This is a genomic window from Pseudomonas sp. LS-2 (assembly GCF_003605735.1).
In the GTDB taxonomy this organism is placed as follows: Bacteria; Pseudomonadota; Gammaproteobacteria; order Pseudomonadales; family Pseudomonadaceae; genus Aquipseudomonas.
Genome location: NZ_QXTJ01000008.1, coordinates 130,621 through 151,753 on the forward strand (window position 1 = coordinate 130,621; position 21,133 = coordinate 151,753).

A 21,133-nucleotide genomic window follows, 5' to 3' on the forward strand; every position below is an offset into this window, starting at 1 on the left:
GTTTGCGCTCGGCTCCCGTTTCTTCGAGAGGTAATCTGCCATGTTTCTACATCGTCCCCTGGAAGAAAAAGACATCCCGGCCGTGTGCGATATGCCACAGAGTGTCGACGAGCTTTTTTACATGTTCCCCAAGGCGGTCTTTCCGCTGACCCCGCAGCAACTGACGGACGCCATCGATCAGCGATCGGACAATACGGTGATCGAACTGGAAGGAGAGGTGGTGGGGTTCGCCAACTTCTCTCGCTACGACTTCCGGGGCCGGTGTTCCCTGGGCAACGTAATCATTGCACCGCATGCCCGCTCCAAAGGGGTGGGTCGGTACATGATCGGCTGCATGATGGAACTGGCATTTGGCAAGCATGAGGCCAGGGAATTGACTGCATCGTGCTTCAACCACAACGTGCCTGGCCTTTTGTTCTACCCCAAGTTGGGATTCAAACCCTACGCCATAGAAGAACGTCTGGACAAAAAAGGTAATCGTGTCGCACTGGTCCATTTGCGTTTGCCACACGGTTGATAATCCCATGTCATTCGTCGGCGTACGTTACAGTTGCCGACGAATGGACGCCCCAGAAAGATGCTCAACGTTCTCATCGTGGTTTCTCAGGGCATCGCCCAACCGGTGGAACGCCCTGTTTTCATCCACATTTATCGCTGATGAAACGTTTCTTCGGTGAGATGCAGTCTATGTTCCCCGCTAGAGCGCACAGAAAGTTACAAAGTTGCCTCACATTGGGGCGCGGCGTATAACTTTGGTTATTCGTCTTTCGCCTTCAGGCCAGGGCGGACAAATCGGGATGTACTGTTGAACCAGGGAAGCTGCCATATAAACGTCAGGCGAGCAACTGTACATGTGGTGACAGGGACCGCCTCAGGAGGATTGATCCAATGATTGCATGCACACTTTCCAATCTTGAACTGCGCAGTATTATCGAAAGTGCGTTTTTGCCCATGCGCTGCAACTGCACGGTGATGGACGACACAATGACAGTCGAGGTCATAGACCCCGTCACAGAGCGTGTAGAGCTGCTGACAACCGGCATTTCGCTGGACCGACTCGACACCAGCCGCGCGCTGTGTGAGTTGATTTGCGAACTGCGCGCCGACCTTCATAACACACAACATCTTCACCGACATGCATTGGCCAGTTAGTCGACGCTGTCTTCGATTCCAAATGAATACCCATGATGCACGGTGCATCATGGGTATTTTTCATTGTGGTAACAGGCCGTTTATCTGAGCTATGAAACTTCCAGCGTTCAGGGAGATGTATTTAATTAATCCGAGTTAATAGTCTTGGTTGTAAGGAGGCTGTCAGCACCTGCATCGACGGTACGAACAATCCATTACGGGTATAGCGCCAATATAGAAAGCCTCACTGATTCGAACGGTGCAAGGTGATCTTTCAGAGGAACCTGGCGCGGAAACTCAACTGGCTATGGTAAAGGGCGCATGAACCTTTTATCTTTATGCCGCACAGGCGACTCATCGTCGATTTGGACCAAAAGGGGAATGCATGGCTGATCAGCAGCCCGATGCCCAAAAACTGCAACAGGGTATGGATGTCGAGCAAATTGTTCGTCGACGCAAGGTGATGCTGGGCGTTGGCGTGTTACTCGCCATCGTCGTTGTCTGCGTGACCGCCATCGGTATCATGCTGCATCGGCTCGAAGCGAGGAACGCCGCGTTCCAGCCCCCGATGACTGCACTCGAACGTCAGCGAATGCTACCCCCGGATCCCGTGCTCGATGCTGCCCCCAGCACTGATGGTTTGCGCTATGGCAGACCGGCAGACGTCAGCCTCGACAACTACACGACGGTTGATCCACAGCCCAGCCCGGTTCCGCTCAAGGGGTACTTGATGCTTAAAGGCAACAATCTCCAAGGGGACGATCTACGCGCCCATGTTCATCAAGGCGTCGTCCATCAGGGCGTTGTGCCTGCCAGCCAGACTCGGTGAGTCGACCTCAATGCACGCTACGGCGGTGCTCATTCTCGAACAGCAGCCTGAACTGATCCTCGCCTTCATCCTTGATCGCATAGTGTTCACGTACGGGGCCGGCCTCGATCCTTCCATCCATTGCAATGCGGATGATCGCTGACTTGGACAGATAGTCCGGTACGGCGCCAACGATTGTCAGTTCTCTCAGCGTATGGCCGTCCTGTTCGACCGTCGCCAGTCTTACGCGGCACGTGGCCTGCATCGGAATGGGACCAAAGAGCGTGTCTCGCGAATAATCGATCTCGGCGATGCTGCATCGACGGTTTTTCTCGGCGTTCATGTCGGCGACCTCCCTATCCATTAAAAATTGAGCCGGAGCCTGATAATGGAGGTGGATCCGCTTGAAATAGTTCTGTTTTTTTTACCCGGCGTCATACCGTTCATCGGAGGCAGGGGATACGGTGCTGCAGATGTGTCCCATTGGACAGGACACCCATCATTGAAAGTTGACGTCATAATTTCGAGTGGCGCGACATTAATCGCCACAGGCGCGCGCAATTCCAAATCTCTCCAAGCAGTAACTAATAGCGGCGACAAAATTCCGGCAAGTTATGAATAACAGCCCATTAAGAAACATTAGGTCTTAGTTTTGAAGGCTTGGAAATGTATGTTTTCCATTTTAAAAACGAATGACCCATAAGGGTGATTACGTAAAACAGGCGTCAAAAAATAAATAGCAACGAAAACAATAGGTTACTGATGCCATCTATCGATTATCTAGATTTCTCGGAAATTTGACACTCGTCCTTTTTTTTGAAATTATCACTCTAGGTTTTCTCCTTGTAATAGTTTGTAATACGTTTTTGCATGACTGAGAACCTATCTCAAAGACTTGATCCAGGGCGCTTGGCGAGATGGCGGTAGCGTCCCCAGGGTTTCTGGACATCGCGTTCAAGCGGCTCATGCGCTTTCGTTTTTTCTTCTAAAGCTTGTTCATATCCGGGTGCAGAACCGAGTTGTCAATAACGCGGCTCGGTTTCGCCGGAAGTAACAAAGCACCCGTCTGCCTGGATCACGATCGGCTGCGATAGCCGACTTGCCGTTCTTCAATTGCCGTTCGCGATATGTATCAAGTTCGACATCAATAAATAGCCGTCACGAGGGTGGGCGTTTGCGCCTGTTATCAGGGTCCGGAGCATGTTTCGGGCCGTGCTTAATGCATCGACTTAGTTTGGAGTCAAGATTATGTATGGAGATCATCTGGAAACCGTTTGCGGTTGCGTAGTAGGGGGAGCCGGACCAGCAGGGATGGGGTTGCTTTTCAACGCGTTGAAGAGCGGCGCCATGCCTGACCTGGCCAAGGAAGGCCTGATTATTGTCGATGCGAGCCCTAAACCCGGCACCGGCCGATTGGGTGACTACCGGATCACCGCCAACTCGGTCGGCGATGTCTTTCTCGATTGCCTGCGCGACCCGGCCTTGCGCGATGTATTCGAGCCCCTTGAGCATTCGCCTGCGTACTGGCGTATCCGCCGTCAGGCGCAAAGTGCCCCGCAATTGGCCGATGTCGCCGAACTCCTGGCCGAGGCATCGACGCTGGTGCTGGATTTCATCGTCGAACACTACGGGGTGAAGCTGTGGACCAGCACCACCATCACCGAGGTCGTACAGGAGGACGATGATTATCAGGTCTGGGTCGAGTCGGAAGGCCGTAGCCGGCGCATTCGTTGCCGCGCCGTGGTCCTGAACCTTGGCGGTCGTCAGGATCCACGTCATTTGCTCAACAGCCTGGCCGACCAGGGGCTGGCGGTTTCGCCCGCGGCGAAGGTACAGAGCGCCGATGAACTGCTGCGCATGAATGGCGTTCAACTGCGCAATTTCTTCGCGCCAACTCTGGCCCGCCAGGGAAGGATCAGCGTAGTGGGCGGTTCTCACAGCGCCTTCTCGGTATTGGAGAACCTGGCCGACGCGCTGGAGTTCGCCGGCCTCAATGAAGTGACGCTGGTACACCGTTCACCTATCCGGCTGTTCTTCGAGACCGCTGAATCGGCGACTTTGGCCGGCTACGTGTTCGATCCTCTGAAGGATGTCTGCCCGGTGTCCGGGCGGGTCAATCGTTCCGGAGGGTTGCGTTACCGTGCGCTGGATGTGGGGCGCGAAGCGTTGGCCAACGGGCATATCGGCAAGACTGGCGTGCGGGTCAAACTGCTGCAGACCCAAGGAGGTCCGGAAGGTCAGTTCGAAAGCGCCCGGCAGGCCTTGGCGGAGTCCGAGGTGGTGGTGCAATGCACCGGCTATCAACCGTTGCTGCCTGCGCTGAATTACGCCGGCGGCGGCGCGATCCGCCTGATGGAGGTCAAGGGCGGACTGGATTCGGATGCGTCCGGTTGCCCGCTCGACAGTAACGGTCAGCGACTCTATGGTCTGCACCTGTTCGGGCTCGGCGCCGGCCTCGGGGTCGATCCGCGTCTGGGCAGCGAGGCGTCATTCGATGGTCGCATCTATGGCGTCTGGCAGTTCCATCACGATGCCAGCGGTGCAGTGATCGACTCTGTTGTGGCGCGGCTGCAGCAACCGGTTCTCCAGCCCGTCAGCCTCGCCCGCAGACTGGTGGCCCATCGGGATGAACAGCGCCTGCCGTTCCTCTGGCCCACACTGGCCAACGCGCAGTCCTGACGCTCCTTGAACGACGTGTCCCGAACCGCCATGGGCGGTTCGGGATTTTTTTTGCCGGTCGTTCGTGGGCCCGCTTCAGGTTGCCAGCAAAAAACAATATGTTGGTCGTCATTCAACTTTTGGATAGAGTCTGTGCATTCATCTATTCTGGGTTGTTCGGACCCCTCCGATTGACTCGACAAGGAACCGACTGAACATGCGAATTTTGATCGTGGGTGCGGGAGCGATAGGCGGCTACTTCGGTGGTNCTGGCCGCGCTGAAGAGCTTGATCGCAGTGGTCTGGTTGTCCGCAGTCCGCTGGGCAATATTCTCTACCCGTCGCCACCGTTGGTCATGACACCGATGCTGGACCATACGTTCGACCTCATCCTGCTCAGCTGCAAGGCTTACGATCTGGATGGCGCGATGGACGCCTTCGCCGCCGCAGTGGGACCCGAGACGCTGATTCTTCCCCTGCTCAACGGCATGGCTCATCTGGACCGGTTGGCCGCGCGCTTCCGTCCGGAAAACGTTTTGGGCGGGCAGTGCCTGATTTCTCTGGATCGGGATGCGTCCGGCGCGATTCTGCATTTGAATGACACCAACCAGTTGTCGTTCGGCGAACTGAGCGGGGCCCTGACGCCGCGTATTCTGAAAGTCGCCGAAGCGCTTGCCGATGCCGGGTTCGATGCCAATCTCAGTCAACAGATCGTTCAGGAGATGTGGGAGAAGTGGTGTTTCATTGCAACCGGGGCAGGCATCACGGGCTCGATGAGGGCCAGCATCGGTGACGTGATCGCCAGCGCTGGAGAGGCGTTGGTGCTGAAGTTGCTGGCGGAATGCGCCAGTGTCGCCGAGCATGCCGGTTACGCGATTCGCAACGATGTCCGCCAGCGCTTTCAGACGATGCTCACGACCAGAGCATCGAAAATGACGGCGTCGATGCTGCGGGATATCGAGCGGGGTGCGCCCATTGAAGTCGAGCACGTGATTGGCGATATGATTGCCCGTCGCGCCAGCACCGACAAGCATGCCAAGGGGGCGTTGACTGCACTGGATTTCGTCTATCTGCACCTCAAAGCCTACGAAGCGCGGCGAGTGCGGGAGCAGGGTTGATCGTCGAGCGTGTTCAATGAGCGACGGCCAGCCCGCATAAATGTCGAACCTTTGCGGTGAGCTACCCTCAATAATTCAACATCAGTCGTCAGAGGAGACGCGCACCATGCCGGTCAAGCACGATTTGTACGCGGATTTGAGTATTACCAAGGATGAGTTGGTCAAGCTTCGCAGCAAAGATGCCAGGCTCAACCATTTGGTCGATCAGTACGACACGATTGACGCCGACATCGTCAAGGCGGAAGCCGGATCGGCAGGCGATGTGACGGATGATCAGTTGAAGAAACTCAAGGAGAAACGGCTTGTTGCCAAAGACAACATAGTCAAGCAAATGACCCAGCTTGGCTGATTGCCTCTGCCAGTGACTGTCCCCACGGCTGGTTTCCATTGGAAATCAGCCTTTTTTTTGCACTAACGTTAGCGGAGCAGGGTGTACTGCGCCGTTTTTGATAGTTCCCTGGAGTGCGGGATAGAGCGGTTGCGTTTTTTTTTACTGGAGGATGTAAAGGGCAACTCGCAAGTGTTGTTCCGCCTACATAAGCGGCGATGATATGGATCCAAAAAAGTTAAGACGAAAAAAAACGGCGTCGGGGCGTACGCCGTTTTTTTTGCCCGCAGCAAGGCCGCAGACTAATGACTATGAAGATGAACCGATTGCGTCATTGGGGCTCTTGGTTCGGTGCGATCTCGGCTTGAATACGTTTGTAAATTTCTTCACGGTGTACTGAAACATTCTTCGGGGCGTTGATGCCTAGCCTTACTTGAAGGCCCTGTACGCCCAGAATGGTGACGGTGATTTCGTCACCGATGTTTATGCTTTCGCCGACTTTGCGGGTGAGTATCAACATAATCTTTTCCTTGATGGCCTCTTGAAGCGCCTCTACCAGGAGGCTGGCGTTAGCCTTTTGGGTGGTGGTATTGCCGAGTGCATCCAAATGCGTCCGTCAGTATGACGCCCTTGGCACGCTTTTAATTCCCCAGGGTTCATCTTCTTGTCATTGGTATGGGTTCTCCTGAGGCCAGACGGCATGCGAATTTTGCCTGCTTTCGGCAGTAAATCCCCGTTGCGATTGGCTATAACCCTGATAGCCAGATCCGGGGCGGCGCCTATTGCACACTCCTTTCGCATTTAATGCAAAGAACTCGTGCCAGGCGGCGATGAAATTTTCATTAGATTGCCTGTACGTGATCTCCTAGAGGAGTGTAGGAGAGTTCCGAATTCTGCGAGGGCAAAGTGGCATAAGTTTAAGCGAATCAGCGAAAAACTGTCCGATTGCGTGTATCGACGGCGGGCAACGTGGGGAATCTTGCGGCAGAAACGACATGCCCACCGCGAGGGTGGGCATGGGGTGCAGCGGTCAGGGAATCAGACCACCAGCGACAACAGCATGATCAGGATGATGCCGACCACGGAAAGGATGGTTTCCATCACGGTCCAGGTCTTCAGGGTTTCGGTCACGGTCATGTTGAAGTACTGCTTGACCAGCCAGAAACCGGCGTCGTTCACATGGGACAGAATCAACGAGCCCGCGCCGGTCGCCAGCACCAGCAATTCGCGATTCACGCCCGGCACCATCCCCACGACAGGCGCAACGATGCCGGCACCGGTAATGGTCGCGACCGTGGCCGAACCTGTTGCGATGCGAATCACGGCGGCCACCAGCCAGGCCAGCAGGATCGGGGAGATCTGCGCCTGCACGGCCATGTGGCCGATCAGGTTGCCCACACCGCTGTCCACCAGCATTTGCTTGAAACCACCGCCTGCACCGACGATCAGCACGATAGCGGCCACAGGCGCCAGGCTCTGGTCCAGCAGCTTGATGATCTGGTCACGACTGAAGCCACGGGCCGACCCGAAGGTGTAGAAAGCCAGCAGCAGCGCAAAGAGCAGGGCAGCGATCGGGTGACCGATGAAGTCCATCCAGATGCGGAAGATGTGGCCGTTCGGCAGCGCGACGTCAGCGAAGGTCTTCAACAGCATCAGGAAAACCGGCAGCAGAATCGTGATCAGGGTGATCGCGAAGCTTGGCAGGTTCTCGTTGGTCGACTCCTTGGCAATCTGGTCCATCAGCTCTTTGGAAGGATTGCCCGGAATGTACTTGGCGATCCATTTGCCGTAGATCGGGCCGGCGATGATGGCAGTCGGAAATGCGACGATCAGACCGTAGAAAATGGTCTTGCCGATGTCAGCATTGAAGATGCCGATTGCCAGCAACGGGCCCGGGTGCGGTGGCACCAGACCGTGCACGGCTGACAGACCTGCCAGCAGCGGGATACCGATCTTGACGATGGACACACCGCTGCGACGAGCAACGATGAACACCAGCGGGATCAACAGCACGAAGCCGATTTCGAAGAATAGCGGGATCCCGACCAGGAAGGCCGAGAACATCATTGCCCAGTGCACCTTATCCTTGCCGAAGCGGCGGATCAGGGTCTGTGCAATCTGGTCCGCGCCGCCGGAATCGGCCATCAGTTTGCCGAGCATGGTGCCCAGACCGAGGATGATACCGACGAAACCCAGAACGCCGCCAAAGCCGTCCTGGAACGATTTCATGACTTTTTCAACCGGCATCCCGGAGGTCAGCCCGAGAAAACCTGCCGCGATGGTCAGCGCGATAAAAGGGTGGACCTTGAACTTGGTGATCAACAGCACAAGGCCGATGATGGTCACCAACGCATCGACGAGTAGATACGTGTCTTGAGTCATACCAAACATGGGGTGTCTCTCCGTTGTATTTTGTTTTTTTGGAGCTACTGCTCAACGCTGTTGTTCACTACCCTGTGCACACAAGAAGACAGCGCTATCTTTGTCGCTCACGCCTGATGGCCGATCAAGAGCCGGTGAGAGCGGTGGCAGATGAGGTTTGCGAGGCTTTCCACCAGGTCGCGGCTTCGGCACCAATGGTTTCGATGGTCTTGGTTGCATCCACCACCAGCGTGCGGTCTTCGCCATACGGTGGTTCAAGGGTGGCGAACTGGCTGTCTACCAGACTGGCCGGCATGAAATGCCCCGGACGGTGCGAGCAGCGGTCGGCGGCCAGTTCTTTGGACAGCTCCAGAAAGACGAAACCCAGGCCGGGCACGGCGGCGCGCAGGCGTTCGCGGTAGATGAGCTTGAGAGAGGAGCAGGTCAGGATCGGCTTTTCGCCATTGCGCAGCGCATTGGCGACTTCTTCGCCCAGGCGCGTCAGCCAGCCGGCGCGGTCGTCATCGTCAAGCGGATGACCCGCGCTCATCTTGTCGATGTTCGCTTGAGGATGGAAAGCATCGCCTTCGATCAGGCGCCCCCCACTGTTCTTGGCGATTTCAGCGCCCACGGCGCTTTTGCCGCAGCCGGAAACACCCATTACCACAACGGCGGATATTGCATTTGGAGCAGTAGTCATAAGAACCTCGTCCCGCAGACAGCGCTGTCTTTACCGGATGGTGTGCAAGACCGGCAAGGCTGTTTACGGGTGTAGTCATTGTTATGGGTATCTCGCTGATCCATGAGATGCACCGTCGTCGGTCGTCGATACGGTCGAAGAAAGTTGCGGGCCTCCGTGAGATAGCGCTACCTTAGAGCCCATCTGACACAATCGCAACCCCTTCGGCTTTTCCTTCCCATCAGTTGGCAACGCATGACACGCATTGGTTCCCGCTCCACTGGTCGTCCTACTCTCAACGAAGTCGCGAAACTGGCTGCTGTCTCCCCGATTACAGCCTCCAGAGCCCTGCGAGGCGTGTCGACAGTGGCCCCCGATCTGGTGGAGAAAGTCCGCGCTGCTGCGCAAAGTCTAGGCTATGTCGCCAACCCTGCCGCGCGCGCGCTGGCGTCTTCGCAGAGTCAGTCGGTGGTGGTGCTGGTGCCGTCGCTGTCCAACCAGTTGTTCATTGAAACCCTGGAAGCCATTCAGACCGTGCTGCGCCCGCGGGGACTGGAAGTGGTGATCGGCAACTATCACTATTCGCCTATAGAAGAAGAGAACCTGCTGCGCAGCCATCTGGCGAATCGTCCAAGGGGCATTCTGCTGACCGGTTTCGACCGAAGCCAGGCCGCGCAACAGTTGCTCGCCGCCAGCGGTGTGCCGTGCGTCCACATGATGGAGCTCGATCCGTCCAGGGCCGAGCCCTGCGTGGGATTTTCTCAGCAACAGGCCGGTGCTGAAGCGGCGCGGCATCTGCTGAGCCGCGGACGTCGACGTCTGGCGTATGTATCGGCGCAGTTGGACCCACGGGTGATTCAGCGCGGCACGGGGTTTCGCACGGCACTGGAAGCCGAAGGGCTTTACGACCAAACCCTGCAAATGGCCTCGCCTCTGCCTTCGTCAATCGGCCTGGGAGGGGAGTTGTTCGCACGTCTGCTGGCTGAGCATCCGGACGTCGACGGGGTGTTTTTCTGCAATGACGACCTGGCGCAAGGTGCCGCGCTTGAGGCGTTGCGCCGTGGGATCAAAATTCCTGAACAGGTGTCGCTGATCGGTTTCAACGACCTGCCAGGTTCTGCGCACATGGTCCCGCGCCTGACCTCGATCCGCACCCCGCGTGAAGAGGTGGGCCAGCGTGCCGCGCAGCTGCTGCTGGGGCTGCTGGATGGCAATGTCCAGCAGGCACAGGTGGATCTGGGGTTTGAGCTGGTGGTGCGGGAAAGCACCTGACCGCGATTCCCTGATTGAAGGGGAGTTTCTGATCGTTCCCACGCTCCGCGTGGTAACGCCGCCCAGGACGCTCCGCGTCCAGTCGTGGTGATGCAGAGCGTCACAAGATGCATGCCCACGCAGAGCGTGGGCACGATCATCTATCCGATATTTTTTACCCGATCAAGCCTCTTTCTTGAACGCCAACCGGAACTGATGCAGCAAGGGCTCGGTGTAGCCGCTCGGCTGTTCACGTCCCTTGAACACCAGCGCACAGGCCGCCTGGAAAGCCACTGACTTGTCGAAGTTTTCCGCCATCGGTTTGTAGGCCGAATCCCCGGCATTCTGCTTGTCGACCACTTTGGCCATGCGCTTGAGGGTTTCCATCGCGTAGTGATCGTCGATCACTTTATGACGCAGCCAGTTGGCGATGTGCTGACTGGAAATACGCAGCGTCGCGCGGTCCTCCATCAGGCCGACGTTGTGGATGTCCGGCACCTTGGAACAGCCCACGCCTTGCTCGACCCAGCGCACCACATAACCCAACAGCCCTTGCGCGTTGTTTTCGACTTCCTCGCGGATCTGGTCGTCGGTCCACTTCGCTTCGGCGACGACCGGAATGGTCAGCAGGTCGAGCAGGATGTCTTCGCTGATGCTGTCCAGATCGACCTTTGCCAGATCTTGCTGCACAGCCTTCACGTCGACCTTGTGATAGTGGAGCGCATGCAGCGTAGCGGCAGTCGGCGAGGGGACCCAGGCGGTGGTCGCCCCGGACTTCGGATGACCGATTTTCTGTTCGAGCATGTCGGCCATCTGGTCCGGCATCGCCCACATGCCTTTGCCGATCTGCGCGCGACCACCCAGACCGCAGGCCAGACCGACCAGCACGTTGCTGCGCTCGTAAGCCTTGATCCACGGTGTGGCTTTCATGTCGCCCTTGCGCAGCATCGGGCCTGCTTCCATCGACGTGTGCATTTCATCGCCGGTGCGGTCGAGGAAGCCGGTATTGATAAACGCCACCCGCGCCGACGCCGCGTTGATGCAAGCCTTGAGGTTGACGCTGGTGCGCCGCTCCTCGTCCATGATCCCCATCTTCAGGGTGTTGCGCGGGATCTTTAGCACGTCTTCAATACGGCCGAACAGTTTATCGGCAAACGCCACCTCGTCCGGGCCGTGCATCTTCGGCTTGACGATGTACACGCTGCCCGAGCGCGAGTTGCCGCGATTGTGCAAGTCGTGCAGGGCGATCAGGCTGGTGATCACGCCGTCGAGAATGCCCTCCGGAATCTCCTTGTTGCCGTCGTACACAATTGCAGGGTTAGTCATAAGGTGACCAACGTTGCGAATGAACAGCAACGAGCGACCGTGCAGGGTGATGCGGCTGCCGTCGGCGGCGGTGTACTCGCGGTCGGGGTTGAGGCGGCGGGTGATGGTCTTGCCGCCCTTGACCAGTTCTTCGGTCAGGTCGCCCTTCATCAGGCCCAGCCAGTTGCGGTAGATCACCAGCTTGTCGTCGGCGTCGACGGCGGCCACCGAGTCTTCGCAGTCTATGATGGTCGACAGCGCCGCTTCCAGCAGCAGGTCTTTGATGCCAGCCGGGTCGGTGCTGCCGATTGGGCTGGTGGGATCGATCTGGATTTCGATGTGCAGGCCATGGTTCTTCAGCAAAATGGCCTTGGGTTGCAGTGTGTCGCCCTGATAACCGACATATTTTTCAGGCTGGGCCAGACGCGACTGGCTGCCATCGGCGAGGGTCACCAGCAGCTCGCCGCTGTCCACGGCGTAGGCTTTGGCGTCAACGTGGGAGCCTGCGGCCAATGGCGCGGCTTCGTCCAGCAGGGCGCGGGCGAAAGCGATGACCTTGGCCCCACGCAACGGGTTGTAACCGGCCTTGATTTCGGCGCCGTTGGCACTGGAAATTGCATCGGTGCCGTAGAGTGCGTCGTACAGCGAACCCCAGCGGGCGTTGGCGGCGTTGAGCGCGTAACGTGCGTTGGCGGCGGGCACGACCAACTGCGGGCCGGCTTGCTCGCTGACTTCGATATCGACTTTGCTGGTGGTGGCCTGAACCTCGGCCGGCACCGGTTGCAGGTAGCCGATGGAATCCAGGAAGGCGATGTACGCCGGCATGTCTGTGACGGGGCCGGGGTTGGACTTGTGCCACTTGTCCATCTGCGCCTGAATCCGGTCGCGCTCGGCCAGAAGTTCACGGTTGATGGGTGCCAGGTCGTGTACCAGCGAGTCGAAATCAGCCCAGAAGACCTCCGGGTTCAGCCCGGTACCGGGAAGCACGTCCTCGTCGACGAAGCGTTTCAGATTGGCCGCCACCTTGAGGTTGTGGCAGTTGACGAATTCGGTCATCTCGGGCTCTCCATCGTAGAAAATGTCATTGCACGTTCCGATGCCGGTGGCATGGGATAGTTCTGCACCACGTTTATTTGTAGGAGCGGCGTATTCGATTAACCCGCATTCACCGCCGCTACACCGGCTTTGGCGACCTGCGCATCCTGATCGGCCTTGACCCCCGACACGCCGACAGCGCCGATGACTTCGCCACCAACGATGACCGGCACGCCGCCTTCAAGCGACGTCAGCAATGGCGCAGTGACGAATGCGGTACGGCCGCCATTGACCATCTCTTCATACCCTTTCGATTCGCGACGACCCAACGCCGAGGTACGGGCCTTCTCGATGGCGATGTAGCCGCCGATCGGGGCGCAACCGTCCAGGCGTTCAAAGCCCAGCAGATGACCGCCATCGTCGGTCACGGCAATCGACACCGCCCAGCCATTGGCCTGAGCCTCGGTACGCGCAGCAGCGAGGATTTGGGTCACTTCGGTCTGGGTCAGCACGGATTTGGTTTTCATGAAGCTCTCCTGAGACAGATTGAGGTAAAGGGTGGAGGCGGCCTGCGATCAGCTTGAATGCAGGGCGTCCTCGATGAGTTCGATCCAGTGCTTGACTGGCGTGCGGCCGGCACTGGCGAGGTGGGTCTGACAACCGATGTTGGCGGTCGCGATGACTTCCGGTCTGCCGCTTTCCAGCGCATTCATCTTGTTGTCACGCAGCCGTCTGGACAGCTCCGGTTGCGTGATCGAGTAGGTGCCGGCCGAGCCACAGCATAGGTGACTGTCGGGCACGGCGGTCAAGTTGAAACCCAGGCGAGTCAACACCGCTTCCACAGCGCCGCCCAGTTTCTGCGCATGTTGAAGCGTGCAAGGGCAATGAAACGCCAGTTTCGCGCTGGTACAGGCACCGAGTTTTTCCAGCGGCTCTACGCGCAGCACTTCCACCAGATCCCTGGTCAGCGCACTGACCTTCGCTGCCTTCTCGGCGTATTGGGGATCGTCGCGCAGCATGTGGCCGTAATCCTTGACGAATGCCCCGCAGCCGCTGGCGGTCTGCACGATGGCTTCCGCCCCGGCTTGAACGCTGGGCCACCACGCATCGATGTTGCGGCGAGCGCGTTCCAGGCCTTGTTCCTGCGCATTGAGGTGGTAATCCACTGCGCCGCAGCAACCGGCCTGAGCGATGGATTTCACGCTGATGCCCAGCCGGTCCAGGACCCGCGCCGTTGCGGCGTTGGTATTGGGTGACAGGCCCGGCTGCACGCAGCCTTCGAGAATCAGCACCTGACGGGCATGTTGTTGCGTTGGGCGGGGCTTGGCCGGGCGAATGTTGCCGGGCAACTTGTCCTTGAGACTGCCTGGCAGCAACGGTCGGAATGCGTTGCCCATCTGCGTCAGGGTCTTGAACAACCCGGCATTGGGCACCACGGCGCGCAGGCTTTCGCGCAGCATGCGCTGGCTCATTGGCCGTGGCACTGCGGCGTCGACCACGGCCCGGCCGATGTCCAGCAGATTGTGATAATTGACCCCGGAAGGGCAGGTGGTTTCGCAGTTGCGACAGGATAGACAGCGGTCCAGGTGCAGCTGGGTCTTCTCGGTGACTTCCTTGCCTTCGAGCACCTGCTTGATCAGATAAATGCGCCCGCGCGGGCCGTCCAGTTCATCGCCGAGCAACTGGTACGTCGGGCAGGTGGCGTTGCAGAAACCGCAGTGCACGCAGCTGCGCAGAATGCTTTCGGCTTCTTCACCGCGGGGCAGGCTTTTGGCGTGTTCGCTCAGGGTGGTCTGCATGGTTCAAATCTCTGCGTACATTCGGCCCGGATTGAAAATTCCGTGGGGATCGAGTTGCGCCTTGAGCTGGCGGTGATAGCGCAACACCGGTGCAGCCAGCGGCTGGAACGGGCTTTCGTCCAGACCGTGGCTGTAACAGATCGCATGTCCACCGGCGGCGCTGACGATGGCACGAATGTCGCTGCCCGCCGCATCGGATTTCAACCAGCGTTGTGCACCGCCCCAGTCGATCAACTGATCGCCGGGCAGATCCAGCATCGCGCTGTTGGTCGGTAATGACAGACGCCACAACGGCCGGCCATCGGTGAAGAAATCCAGTCTGTGTTCGTTGAGTGCCTGCCAGTAAGACGGGTCGATGGATTCACCGCCCAGGCGATCATGGGCCGCAGCGACCGAACCTTCGCCGCCTTCCAGACGCAAGCGCAACACGCGCCCGTCATGGCTCGCGGCGCTGATCGGCAGCGGTTGCTGACCCCATTCAGCGAGGCGGGCGAGGGCGTGGGTGCTGTCCATTTCCAGGGCGATGCTGGTGCACAGTCGCGGCTTGGGCAGGACCTTCAGCGATACTTCGGTGATCAGCCCCAGGCAACCGAAACTGCCCGCCATCAAGCGCGACAGGTCGTAACCGGCAACGTTCTTCATCACTTCGCCGCCGAACTTCAGGTGTTTGCCCAGACCGGTAATGACGCGTGTGCCGAGCACATAATCGCGTACCGATCCCGACCAGGGCCGACGCGGCCCTGACAATCCGGCCGCGATCATGCCGCCGACCGTGGCATCACCGACGCCACCGTCACTGAAGGTCGGTGGTTCACACGGCAGCATCTGCCCCGCAGCGTCCAGCGCTGCATTCAGTTCGCTGAGCGGGGTGCCGGCGCGAGCGGTGATGACCAGTTCGGTCGGGTCGTACGTCACGATGCCGCGGTGGATGCGCGTGTCGAGCACTTCGCCGGCTACCTCGCGACCGAGAAACGCCTTGCTGTTGGCGCCCTGAATCCGCAATGGCAGACCACTCTGAATGGCCTCATTGACCTGCTCCTGCAAAGTATCGCCGGCATCGCGATCCTGCTGGTTGAACTGTGGTTGACGTTCGGCGCCCATCAGAAACGCTCCAGTTCAGGGAAGGGCAGTTTGCCCATGTGCACGTGCATCGCACCGAACTCGGCACAGCGATGCAGGGTAGGAATGTTCTTGCCGGGGTTGAGCATGCCGCTGGGGTCGAATGCCGCTTTTACGGCATGGAACAGCGTCAGTTCGTCACTGTTGAACTGCGCGCACATCTGATTGATCTTCTCGCGGCCCACGCCGTGCTCGCCGGTGATGCTGCCGCCGACCTTCACGCACAGTTCCAGGATCTTGCCGCCCAGCGCTTCGGCGCGGTCCAGTTCGCCCGGCTGGTTGGCATCGAACAGAATCAGTGGATGCATGTTGCCGTCACCGGCGTGGAAAACGTTGGCCACGCGTAAGCCATACTCTTCGGACAGCGCGGTAATGCCTTTCAGTACGCCCGGCAACTCCCGACGCGGAATGGTGCCGTCCATGCAGTAGTAGTCCGGCGACAGCCGTCCCACCGCCGGAAAAGCATTCTTGCGACCGGCCCAGAAGCGCACTCGCTCGGCTTCGTCTCTGGCTTGACGAACTTCGGTCGCGCCGGCTTTTTCCAGCACGGCACGGACCCGGTCGCAATCGTCGTGAACGTCGGCTTCGACGCCGTCGAGTTCACACAGCAGGATGGCCTCGGCGTCCACCGGATAACCGGCGTGGATGAAGTCTTCGGCTGCGCGAATCGCCAGGTTGTCCATCATCTCCAGCCCGCCGGGAATGATGCCCTCGGCGATGATGTCGCCCACGGCGCGACCGGCTTTCTCCACCGAATCGAACGCTGCCAGCAGCACCCGCGCCACTTGTGGCTGGGGCAGTAGCTTGACCGTGACTTCGGTGATGATGCCGAGCATGCCTTCGGAGCCGGTGAACAGCGCCAGAAGGTCGAAGCCCGGTGTATCCAGCGCGTCCGAGCCCAATACCATGCGTTCGCCTTCGACGGTAAGGATGTCGACCTTGAGCAGGTTGTGCACGGTCAGGCCGTATTTGAGGCAGTGCACGCCGCCCGCGTTTTCCGCGACATTGCCGCCGATGGAACAGGCGATCTGCGAAGAAGGGTCAGGCGCGTAATAAAGGTCGTAAGGTGCAGCAGCCTGAGAGATCGCCAGATTGCGCACGCCCGGTTGCACGCGAGCGAAACGCCCGGCCGGGTCGATGTGCAGGATTTTGTTGAAGCGGGCCATTACCAGCAGCACGCCTTTTTCCAGTGGCAGAGCGCCGCCAGACAGGCCAGTGCCTGCGCCGCGAGCGACGACAGGAACACCGCGTTCGTGACAGACCTTGAGCAGCGTCTGCACCTGTTCGACACGTTCGGGCAACACCACCAGCATCGGCGTGGTGCGGTAGGCGGAGAGGCCGTCGCATTCGTAGGGGCGCAGTTCTTCCTCGCGGTGGAGGATGTCCAGATCAGGCAGTCGCGCCTGCAAGGCCTGGAGCAGCTGGGCCTTGTCGATGGCAGGCAGCGCGCCATCGACGCGCTCGTCGTACAAGATATTCATGATGGGTGCGTAACCCCTGTTGTTTTTATATAGGGCCCGTTCAGACGCTGAACGTTCTACGGCTGACTTGCATCATTGGCCCGATGGCCTTTACTGTCCATGTCAGAAAGCACTGGTCGAACCAGTTTTTTTTGGCATTTGCACAACTTTTTTTATAAAAAGCGTTATTAATCAGAATGTTGCCTATGAGTGCGGCTTCGGTGGTTCGTCTATCTGCATCTGGTCATACCAGTTTGTATTGTGCTGCCGTCCTTGTCCGGCTCGCCGACAGCAGCGTTTGTGAAGACGCCACCGCCGGCAAGCCGTGCTGCTACGGGGACTGTATCAATCCCTGACAACGTTGGAGCTTTGCCTGATGGAAAATGCGACAGACAAACGCGCCCCGCAAGTCGCTGATGTGGTCAGCGAACGCATCGAGCGTCTGATCGTCGATGGCGTGCTCAAAGTCGGACAATTGCTGCCCTCGGAGCGGCGCCTGACTGAAAAGCTTGGCGTATCGCGCACCGCGCTGCGTGAGGGGCTCAAGTTGTTGCGCGCTCGGGGCATCATCGAAACCCGACAGGGCAAGGGTTCGTTCGTCGCGCAGATGGGCGGCCTGGGGGTTACCGCCGCTTCGCCCTTGATGCACCTGTTCGCCTCGCAACCGCGAACGCTCTACGACCTGTTCGAAGTGCGCAGCCTGCTCGAAGGGGAGTCCGCACGACTCGCGGCCCTGCGCGGGACCGACGCCGATTTCGTCCTGATCACCCGCGCCTACGACGCACTGGTCGCGGCTCACGATCACGCGCTCCCGGCGTCCGAGCATGCGCGACTGGACCATGCCTTTCACCTGGCGATCAGCGAGGCCTCCCACAACCCGGTGCTGGTGCAGACCTTGCGCTCACTCACCGACCTTTTGCTCAACACCGTCTTCGCCTCGGTCAACAACCTCTACCACCGCGAGGCGCAGAAACGTCAGATCGACCGTCACCATGCGCGGCTATACAACACAGTGACCGGCCGCTTGCCGGAACAGGCGCGCAAGGCGGCGGTGGCGCACATACAGAGCATTTGCGAAAGCCTGCGTGAGATCGAGAATGAGGAGCAGCGGCTTGTCAGGGCGACGTTGCGGCTGGAGGGTTGGGGCTGAACTTGACAGCCACAAGCATATGTCGCAACTTACGCACTGCGTAAATGATTTACGAAAATAACAAGAAAGCAGGGCCTGCACGTGGATCTCTATACCTACTACCGTTCCACCTCCAGCTACCGGGTGCGCTTTGCGCTGGCGCTGAAGGGCGTTGCGGTCGACGCCATTGCCGTCAACCTGATCCGCGATGGCGGTGAGCACCGCAAGCCTGGCTACCTGGCCATCAATCCTCAGGGGCGTGTTCCAGCGCTGAAGGTGGAGCAAGGCGAGGTGGTGATTCAGTCAATGGCGATCATCGAGTATCTTGAAGAACGTTTCCCCCACCCTGCGCTGCTCCCGGACGACCTGCTCGCGCGCGCCAGGCATCGCGAGATCGCGGCATTGATCGGTTGCGATATTCACCCCCTGCACAACGTCGCTGTCCTCAATCGCCTGCGCGGCCTGGGCCATGACGAGGGCGATGTCACGGCCTGGATCGGTCACTGGATCACCGAGGGTTTCGTTGCCGTCGAAGCCTTGATCGGCGATGAAGGCTTCTGTTTTGGCGAAGTCGGCCTGGCCGATGCCTATCTGTTGCCGCAGCTGTACGCTGCGCGTCGTTTCAACGTCGACCTGAGCGGTTTTCCGCGCATCTGCAGGGTCGAGGCGCTGGCCTTGCAGCATCCGGCCTTTCAGACAGCGCATCCTGATGCGCAATCAGATAAACCGGAGTAACGTTTCCTACATGAAAATCTTCGGTCTGCAATTGATCTTCGGCGACTTTCTCGCCCGCAGCGTTCGGGGCATTCCCTGTGCGCCACCCGCTGAACTGTGACCAGAGCCGCTGTGCACTTCACTTTTCAGCAGGAGCAATACCGTGACCGATCTCTATGAAAACCCGATGGGCCTGATGGGCTTCGAATTCATCGAATTCGCCTCGCCAACACCCAACGCCCTTGAGCCCGTCTTCCAGATGATGGGCTTCACCAAAGTCGCCAATCACCGATCCAAGAACGTGGTGCTGTATCGCCAGGGCGCGATCAATATCATCCTCAACAACGAGCCTCATAGCGAAGCGTCTTATTTCGCCGCCGAGCACGGCCCTTCCGTATGCGGGATGGCGTTCCGGGTCAAGGATTCGCAACAGGCATACAAGCGCGCGCTGGAGCTGGGCGCACAACCGATAGACATCGCAACCGGCCCGATGGAACTGCGTCTGCCGGCGATCAAGGGCATTGGCGGCGCGCCGCTGTACCTGATCGACCGTTTCGGCGAAGGCACCTCGATCTACGACATCGACTTCGTGTTCATCGAAGGCGTCGAGCGTCATCCCGAGGGCGCGGGCCTGAAATTCATCGATCACCTGACCCACAACGTCTATCGCGGGCGCATGGCCTACTGGGCGAACTTCTACGAGAAGCTGTTCAACTTCCGCGAGCTTCGCTACTTCGACATCAAGGGCGAATACACCGGCCTGACCTCCAAGGCCATGACCGCGCCGGACGGCATGATCCGCATCCCGCTCAACGAGGAATCCTCCAAGGGCGCCGGGCAGATCGAAGAGTTTCTGATGCAGTTCAATGGCGAAGGTATTCAGCATGTGGCGTTCTTCACCGAAGACCTGATCGACACCTGGGATCGGCTCAAGGCGTTAGGCATGCGCTTCATGACCCCGCCGCCGGACACCTACTACGAGATGCTCGAAGGCCGTTTGCCGAATCATGGCGAGCCGGAAAGTGAGCTCAAGGCCCGTGGCATTCTGCTCGATGGCAACTCGGAAGGCGGTAACCAACGCCTGCTGCTACAGATTTTCTCGGAGACCCTGATGGGGCCGGTGTTCTTCGAATTCATTCAGCGCAAGGGCGATGACGGTTTTGGCGAGGGCAACTTCAAGGCGCTGTTCGAATCCATCGAACGTGATCAAGTGCGGCGTGGGGTCTTGACGGCGGATTGATGGGGCGGCCCAGCAAAGCCGCTGGGCATGCCGTGCATCTCTGTAGCAGTCCGGCTTGCCGGCGGAGACTTGTTCAAGGTCGCCACCGCCGGCAAGACGGACTGCTACAAGAACCCTTCCGGGATCAAGAGTTGGGCATTTCCCCACCCATCCGCGCGCTGATAGCCCGAGCCGTGCGCGACAACTTCTGCGCCGCCATCGATTGGTGTTCATCGGTAAATACCGACGCCGAACCCACCACCGTGACCACGCCCACCAGTTTGTTGCCCATGGCGAATACCGGAGAAGACACCGCGTTGACCCCTGCCATCAGCAGCCCGTGGATCTGATGCACGCCGGTGCGGCGGATTTCCTTGAGGTGGCGATCGATTTCTTTCAGCTGTTTTGCGTTAAGCGACGCGGACTCCGCTTCGCGTAGCGATGCCGTTTCTGCATTCGACAAAAAGGTGTCGAACACCAGGCCCGTGGAAGAACTGAGCAGTGGCAGCACCGAACCGATCTGCGTGACCAGCGTCACCGCGCCCAGTGATTGTTCGACATAGACCACGGTCGGGCCCTTATTGCCCCAGACCGCAAGAAAACAGGTTTCGTTGAGGTCGTCGCGCAGCGCGATGAGTTCCGGCGCGGAGATTTTCAACACGTCCAGCTGGCTCAACGCCGCCAGACCAACCTGCAATGCAGAGCGGCCCAGACGGTAATGGTTGGTGACCGGATCCTGCTCGGCAAAGCCGCTGTCCACCAAGGCCTGCAAGTAGCGGTGCACTTTGCTGGCGGGCATGGCGACGTAATCGGACAGCTTCGACAGCGAGGTGGCGGGCGCGAGCTCGGCCAGCGCCTTGAGAATGCCCACGCCGACTTCGGCGGACTGCACTTTCTGTTGGCGGGGGGAGGCAGGAGAGGGGGAGTCTTCGGTCATGAGCGAGGCGTGCGCCGGTCTGGAAAGGCTGCTTTATAGCTTGACCGTCCCTTAAACTCAAATTACGTTATGCGTAATCAGTT

20 protein-coding genes and 1 pseudogene are annotated in these 21,133 nt (G+C 58.9%); 11 read left to right on the forward strand and 10 right to left on the reverse strand.

Features of this window, described 5'->3' with window-relative positions:
* The first annotated feature begins 40 nt into the window (after nucleotides 1-40).
* The 3 genes from D3M70_RS04910 (at nucleotide 41) to D3M70_RS04920 (ending at nucleotide 1,960) form a co-directional block, all read left to right on the forward strand.
* Entirely contained in the window at nucleotides 41-517 is a 477-nt protein-coding gene (locus D3M70_RS04910; RefSeq protein WP_120124783.1) for a GNAT family N-acetyltransferase, read from the forward strand.
* 371 nt (nucleotides 518-888) lie between these two features.
* The gene (locus tag D3M70_RS04915) at nucleotides 889-1,152 is read left to right on the forward strand and encodes a DUF1652 domain-containing protein (RefSeq protein ID WP_120124784.1); all 264 of its coding nucleotides are present in this window, start codon (nucleotides 889-891) and stop codon (nucleotides 1,150-1,152) included.
* Between the two features lie 364 nt (nucleotides 1,153-1,516).
* On the forward strand, nucleotides 1,517-1,960 hold the full coding sequence (locus D3M70_RS04920; RefSeq protein WP_120124785.1) for a hypothetical protein: 444 nt from the start codon (nucleotides 1,517-1,519) through the stop codon (nucleotides 1,958-1,960).
* Between the two features lie 7 nt (nucleotides 1,961-1,967).
* Here D3M70_RS04920 and D3M70_RS04925 read toward each other — a convergent pair whose 3' ends face one another.
* Nucleotides 1,968-2,282, reverse strand: a complete 315-nt coding sequence (locus D3M70_RS04925) for a hypothetical protein (protein WP_120124786.1) — start codon at nucleotides 2,280-2,282, stop codon at nucleotides 1,968-1,970.
* Nucleotides 2,283-3,187: 905 nt separating this feature from the next.
* Between D3M70_RS04925 and D3M70_RS04930 the strand changes: the two genes are divergently transcribed.
* The 4 genes and pseudogenes from D3M70_RS04930 to D3M70_RS04940 all read left to right on the forward strand — a co-directional run bounded on the left by D3M70_RS04930 (nucleotide 3,188) and on the right by D3M70_RS04940 (nucleotide 6,063).
* Nucleotides 3,188-4,618, forward strand: a complete 1,431-nt coding sequence (locus D3M70_RS04930; protein WP_120124787.1) for a pyridine nucleotide-disulfide oxidoreductase — start codon at nucleotides 3,188-3,190, stop codon at nucleotides 4,616-4,618.
* Between the two features lie 196 nt (nucleotides 4,619-4,814).
* Nucleotides 4,815-4,865 (forward strand): hypothetical protein (locus tag D3M70_RS32665; RefSeq protein WP_256659727.1); only part of this gene is annotated, 51 nt, incomplete at its 3' end.
* A 1-nt stretch (nucleotide 4,866) separates the two neighbouring features.
* Nucleotides 4,867-5,714: pseudogene (locus D3M70_RS04935) on the forward strand (ketopantoate reductase family protein); the annotation flags it as partial.
* Nucleotides 5,715-5,820: 106 nt separating this feature from the next.
* Nucleotides 5,821-6,063: a DUF465 domain-containing protein gene (locus D3M70_RS04940; protein WP_120124789.1), complete on the forward strand. Its 243-nt coding sequence runs from the start codon at nucleotides 5,821-5,823 to the stop codon at nucleotides 6,061-6,063.
* 310 nt (nucleotides 6,064-6,373) lie between these two features.
* Here the strand turns inward: D3M70_RS04940 and csrA are convergent, their stop codons facing one another.
* The 3 genes from csrA to D3M70_RS04955 all read right to left on the reverse strand — a co-directional run bounded on the left by csrA (nucleotide 6,374) and on the right by D3M70_RS04955 (nucleotide 9,064).
* A complete protein-coding gene (gene csrA / locus D3M70_RS04945; RefSeq protein WP_062380972.1) occupies nucleotides 6,374-6,562 on the reverse strand; it encodes a carbon storage regulator CsrA in 189 nt (62 codons plus the stop codon).
* A gap of 518 nt (nucleotides 6,563-7,080) precedes the next feature.
* Nucleotides 7,081-8,433, reverse strand: a complete 1,353-nt coding sequence (locus D3M70_RS04950) for a GntP family permease (RefSeq protein ID WP_120124790.1) — start codon at nucleotides 8,431-8,433, stop codon at nucleotides 7,081-7,083.
* 115 nt (nucleotides 8,434-8,548) lie between these two features.
* Nucleotides 8,549-9,064 (reverse strand): gluconokinase, encoded by a 516-nt coding sequence (locus D3M70_RS04955; RefSeq protein ID WP_165869743.1) that lies wholly within the window; start codon nucleotides 9,062-9,064, stop codon nucleotides 8,549-8,551.
* Between the two features lie 273 nt (nucleotides 9,065-9,337).
* Between D3M70_RS04955 and D3M70_RS04960 the strand changes: the two genes are divergently transcribed.
* Nucleotides 9,338-10,354, forward strand: a complete 1,017-nt coding sequence (locus D3M70_RS04960; RefSeq protein ID WP_120124792.1) for a LacI family DNA-binding transcriptional regulator — start codon at nucleotides 9,338-9,340, stop codon at nucleotides 10,352-10,354.
* Between the two features lie 162 nt (nucleotides 10,355-10,516).
* Here D3M70_RS04960 and D3M70_RS04965 read toward each other — a convergent pair whose 3' ends face one another.
* The 5 genes from D3M70_RS04965 to glcD form a co-directional block, all read right to left on the reverse strand.
* On the reverse strand, nucleotides 10,517-12,694 hold the full coding sequence (locus D3M70_RS04965) for a malate synthase G (RefSeq protein ID WP_120124793.1): 2,178 nt from the start codon (nucleotides 12,692-12,694) through the stop codon (nucleotides 10,517-10,519).
* Between the two features lie 98 nt (nucleotides 12,695-12,792).
* Nucleotides 12,793-13,200 carry a heme-binding protein gene (locus D3M70_RS04970; RefSeq protein WP_120124794.1) on the reverse strand — a complete coding sequence of 136 codons (408 nt, stop codon included), beginning with the start codon at nucleotides 13,198-13,200 and terminating at the stop codon, nucleotides 12,793-12,795.
* A 48-nt stretch (nucleotides 13,201-13,248) separates the two neighbouring features.
* Nucleotides 13,249-14,472: a glycolate oxidase subunit GlcF gene (glcF, locus tag D3M70_RS04975; protein ID WP_120124795.1), complete on the reverse strand. Its 1,224-nt coding sequence runs from the start codon at nucleotides 14,470-14,472 to the stop codon at nucleotides 13,249-13,251.
* Nucleotides 14,473-14,475: 3 nt separating this feature from the next.
* The gene (gene glcE / locus D3M70_RS04980) at nucleotides 14,476-15,573 is read right to left on the reverse strand and encodes a glycolate oxidase subunit GlcE (RefSeq protein WP_120124796.1); all 1,098 of its coding nucleotides are present in this window, start codon (nucleotides 15,571-15,573) and stop codon (nucleotides 14,476-14,478) included.
* Nucleotides 15,573-17,072 (reverse strand): glycolate oxidase subunit GlcD, encoded by a 1,500-nt coding sequence (gene glcD / locus D3M70_RS04985; protein ID WP_120124797.1) that lies wholly within the window; start codon nucleotides 17,070-17,072, stop codon nucleotides 15,573-15,575. The genes glcE and glcD overlap by 1 nt, the downstream gene beginning before the upstream one ends.
* A 355-nt stretch (nucleotides 17,073-17,427) precedes the next feature.
* On the opposite strand from glcD, the gene glcC reads away from it, so the two are divergent.
* The 3 genes from glcC (at nucleotide 17,428) to hppD (ending at nucleotide 20,134) form a co-directional block, all read left to right on the forward strand.
* Nucleotides 17,428-18,201, forward strand: a complete 774-nt coding sequence (gene glcC, locus D3M70_RS04990; protein ID WP_120124798.1) for a transcriptional regulator GlcC — start codon at nucleotides 17,428-17,430, stop codon at nucleotides 18,199-18,201.
* Between the two features lie 81 nt (nucleotides 18,202-18,282).
* The gene (maiA, locus tag D3M70_RS04995; RefSeq protein ID WP_120124799.1) at nucleotides 18,283-18,915 is read left to right on the forward strand and encodes a maleylacetoacetate isomerase; all 633 of its coding nucleotides are present in this window, start codon (nucleotides 18,283-18,285) and stop codon (nucleotides 18,913-18,915) included.
* A 142-nt stretch (nucleotides 18,916-19,057) separates the two neighbouring features.
* Nucleotides 19,058-20,134 carry a 4-hydroxyphenylpyruvate dioxygenase gene (gene hppD, locus D3M70_RS05000; protein WP_120124800.1) on the forward strand — a complete coding sequence of 359 codons (1,077 nt, stop codon included), beginning with the start codon at nucleotides 19,058-19,060 and terminating at the stop codon, nucleotides 20,132-20,134.
* A 124-nt stretch (nucleotides 20,135-20,258) separates the two neighbouring features.
* Here hppD and D3M70_RS05005 read toward each other — a convergent pair whose 3' ends face one another.
* A complete protein-coding gene (locus D3M70_RS05005; protein WP_120124801.1) occupies nucleotides 20,259-21,050 on the reverse strand; it encodes an IclR family transcriptional regulator in 792 nt (263 codons plus the stop codon).
* Nucleotides 21,051-21,133 lie beyond the last annotated feature (83 nt).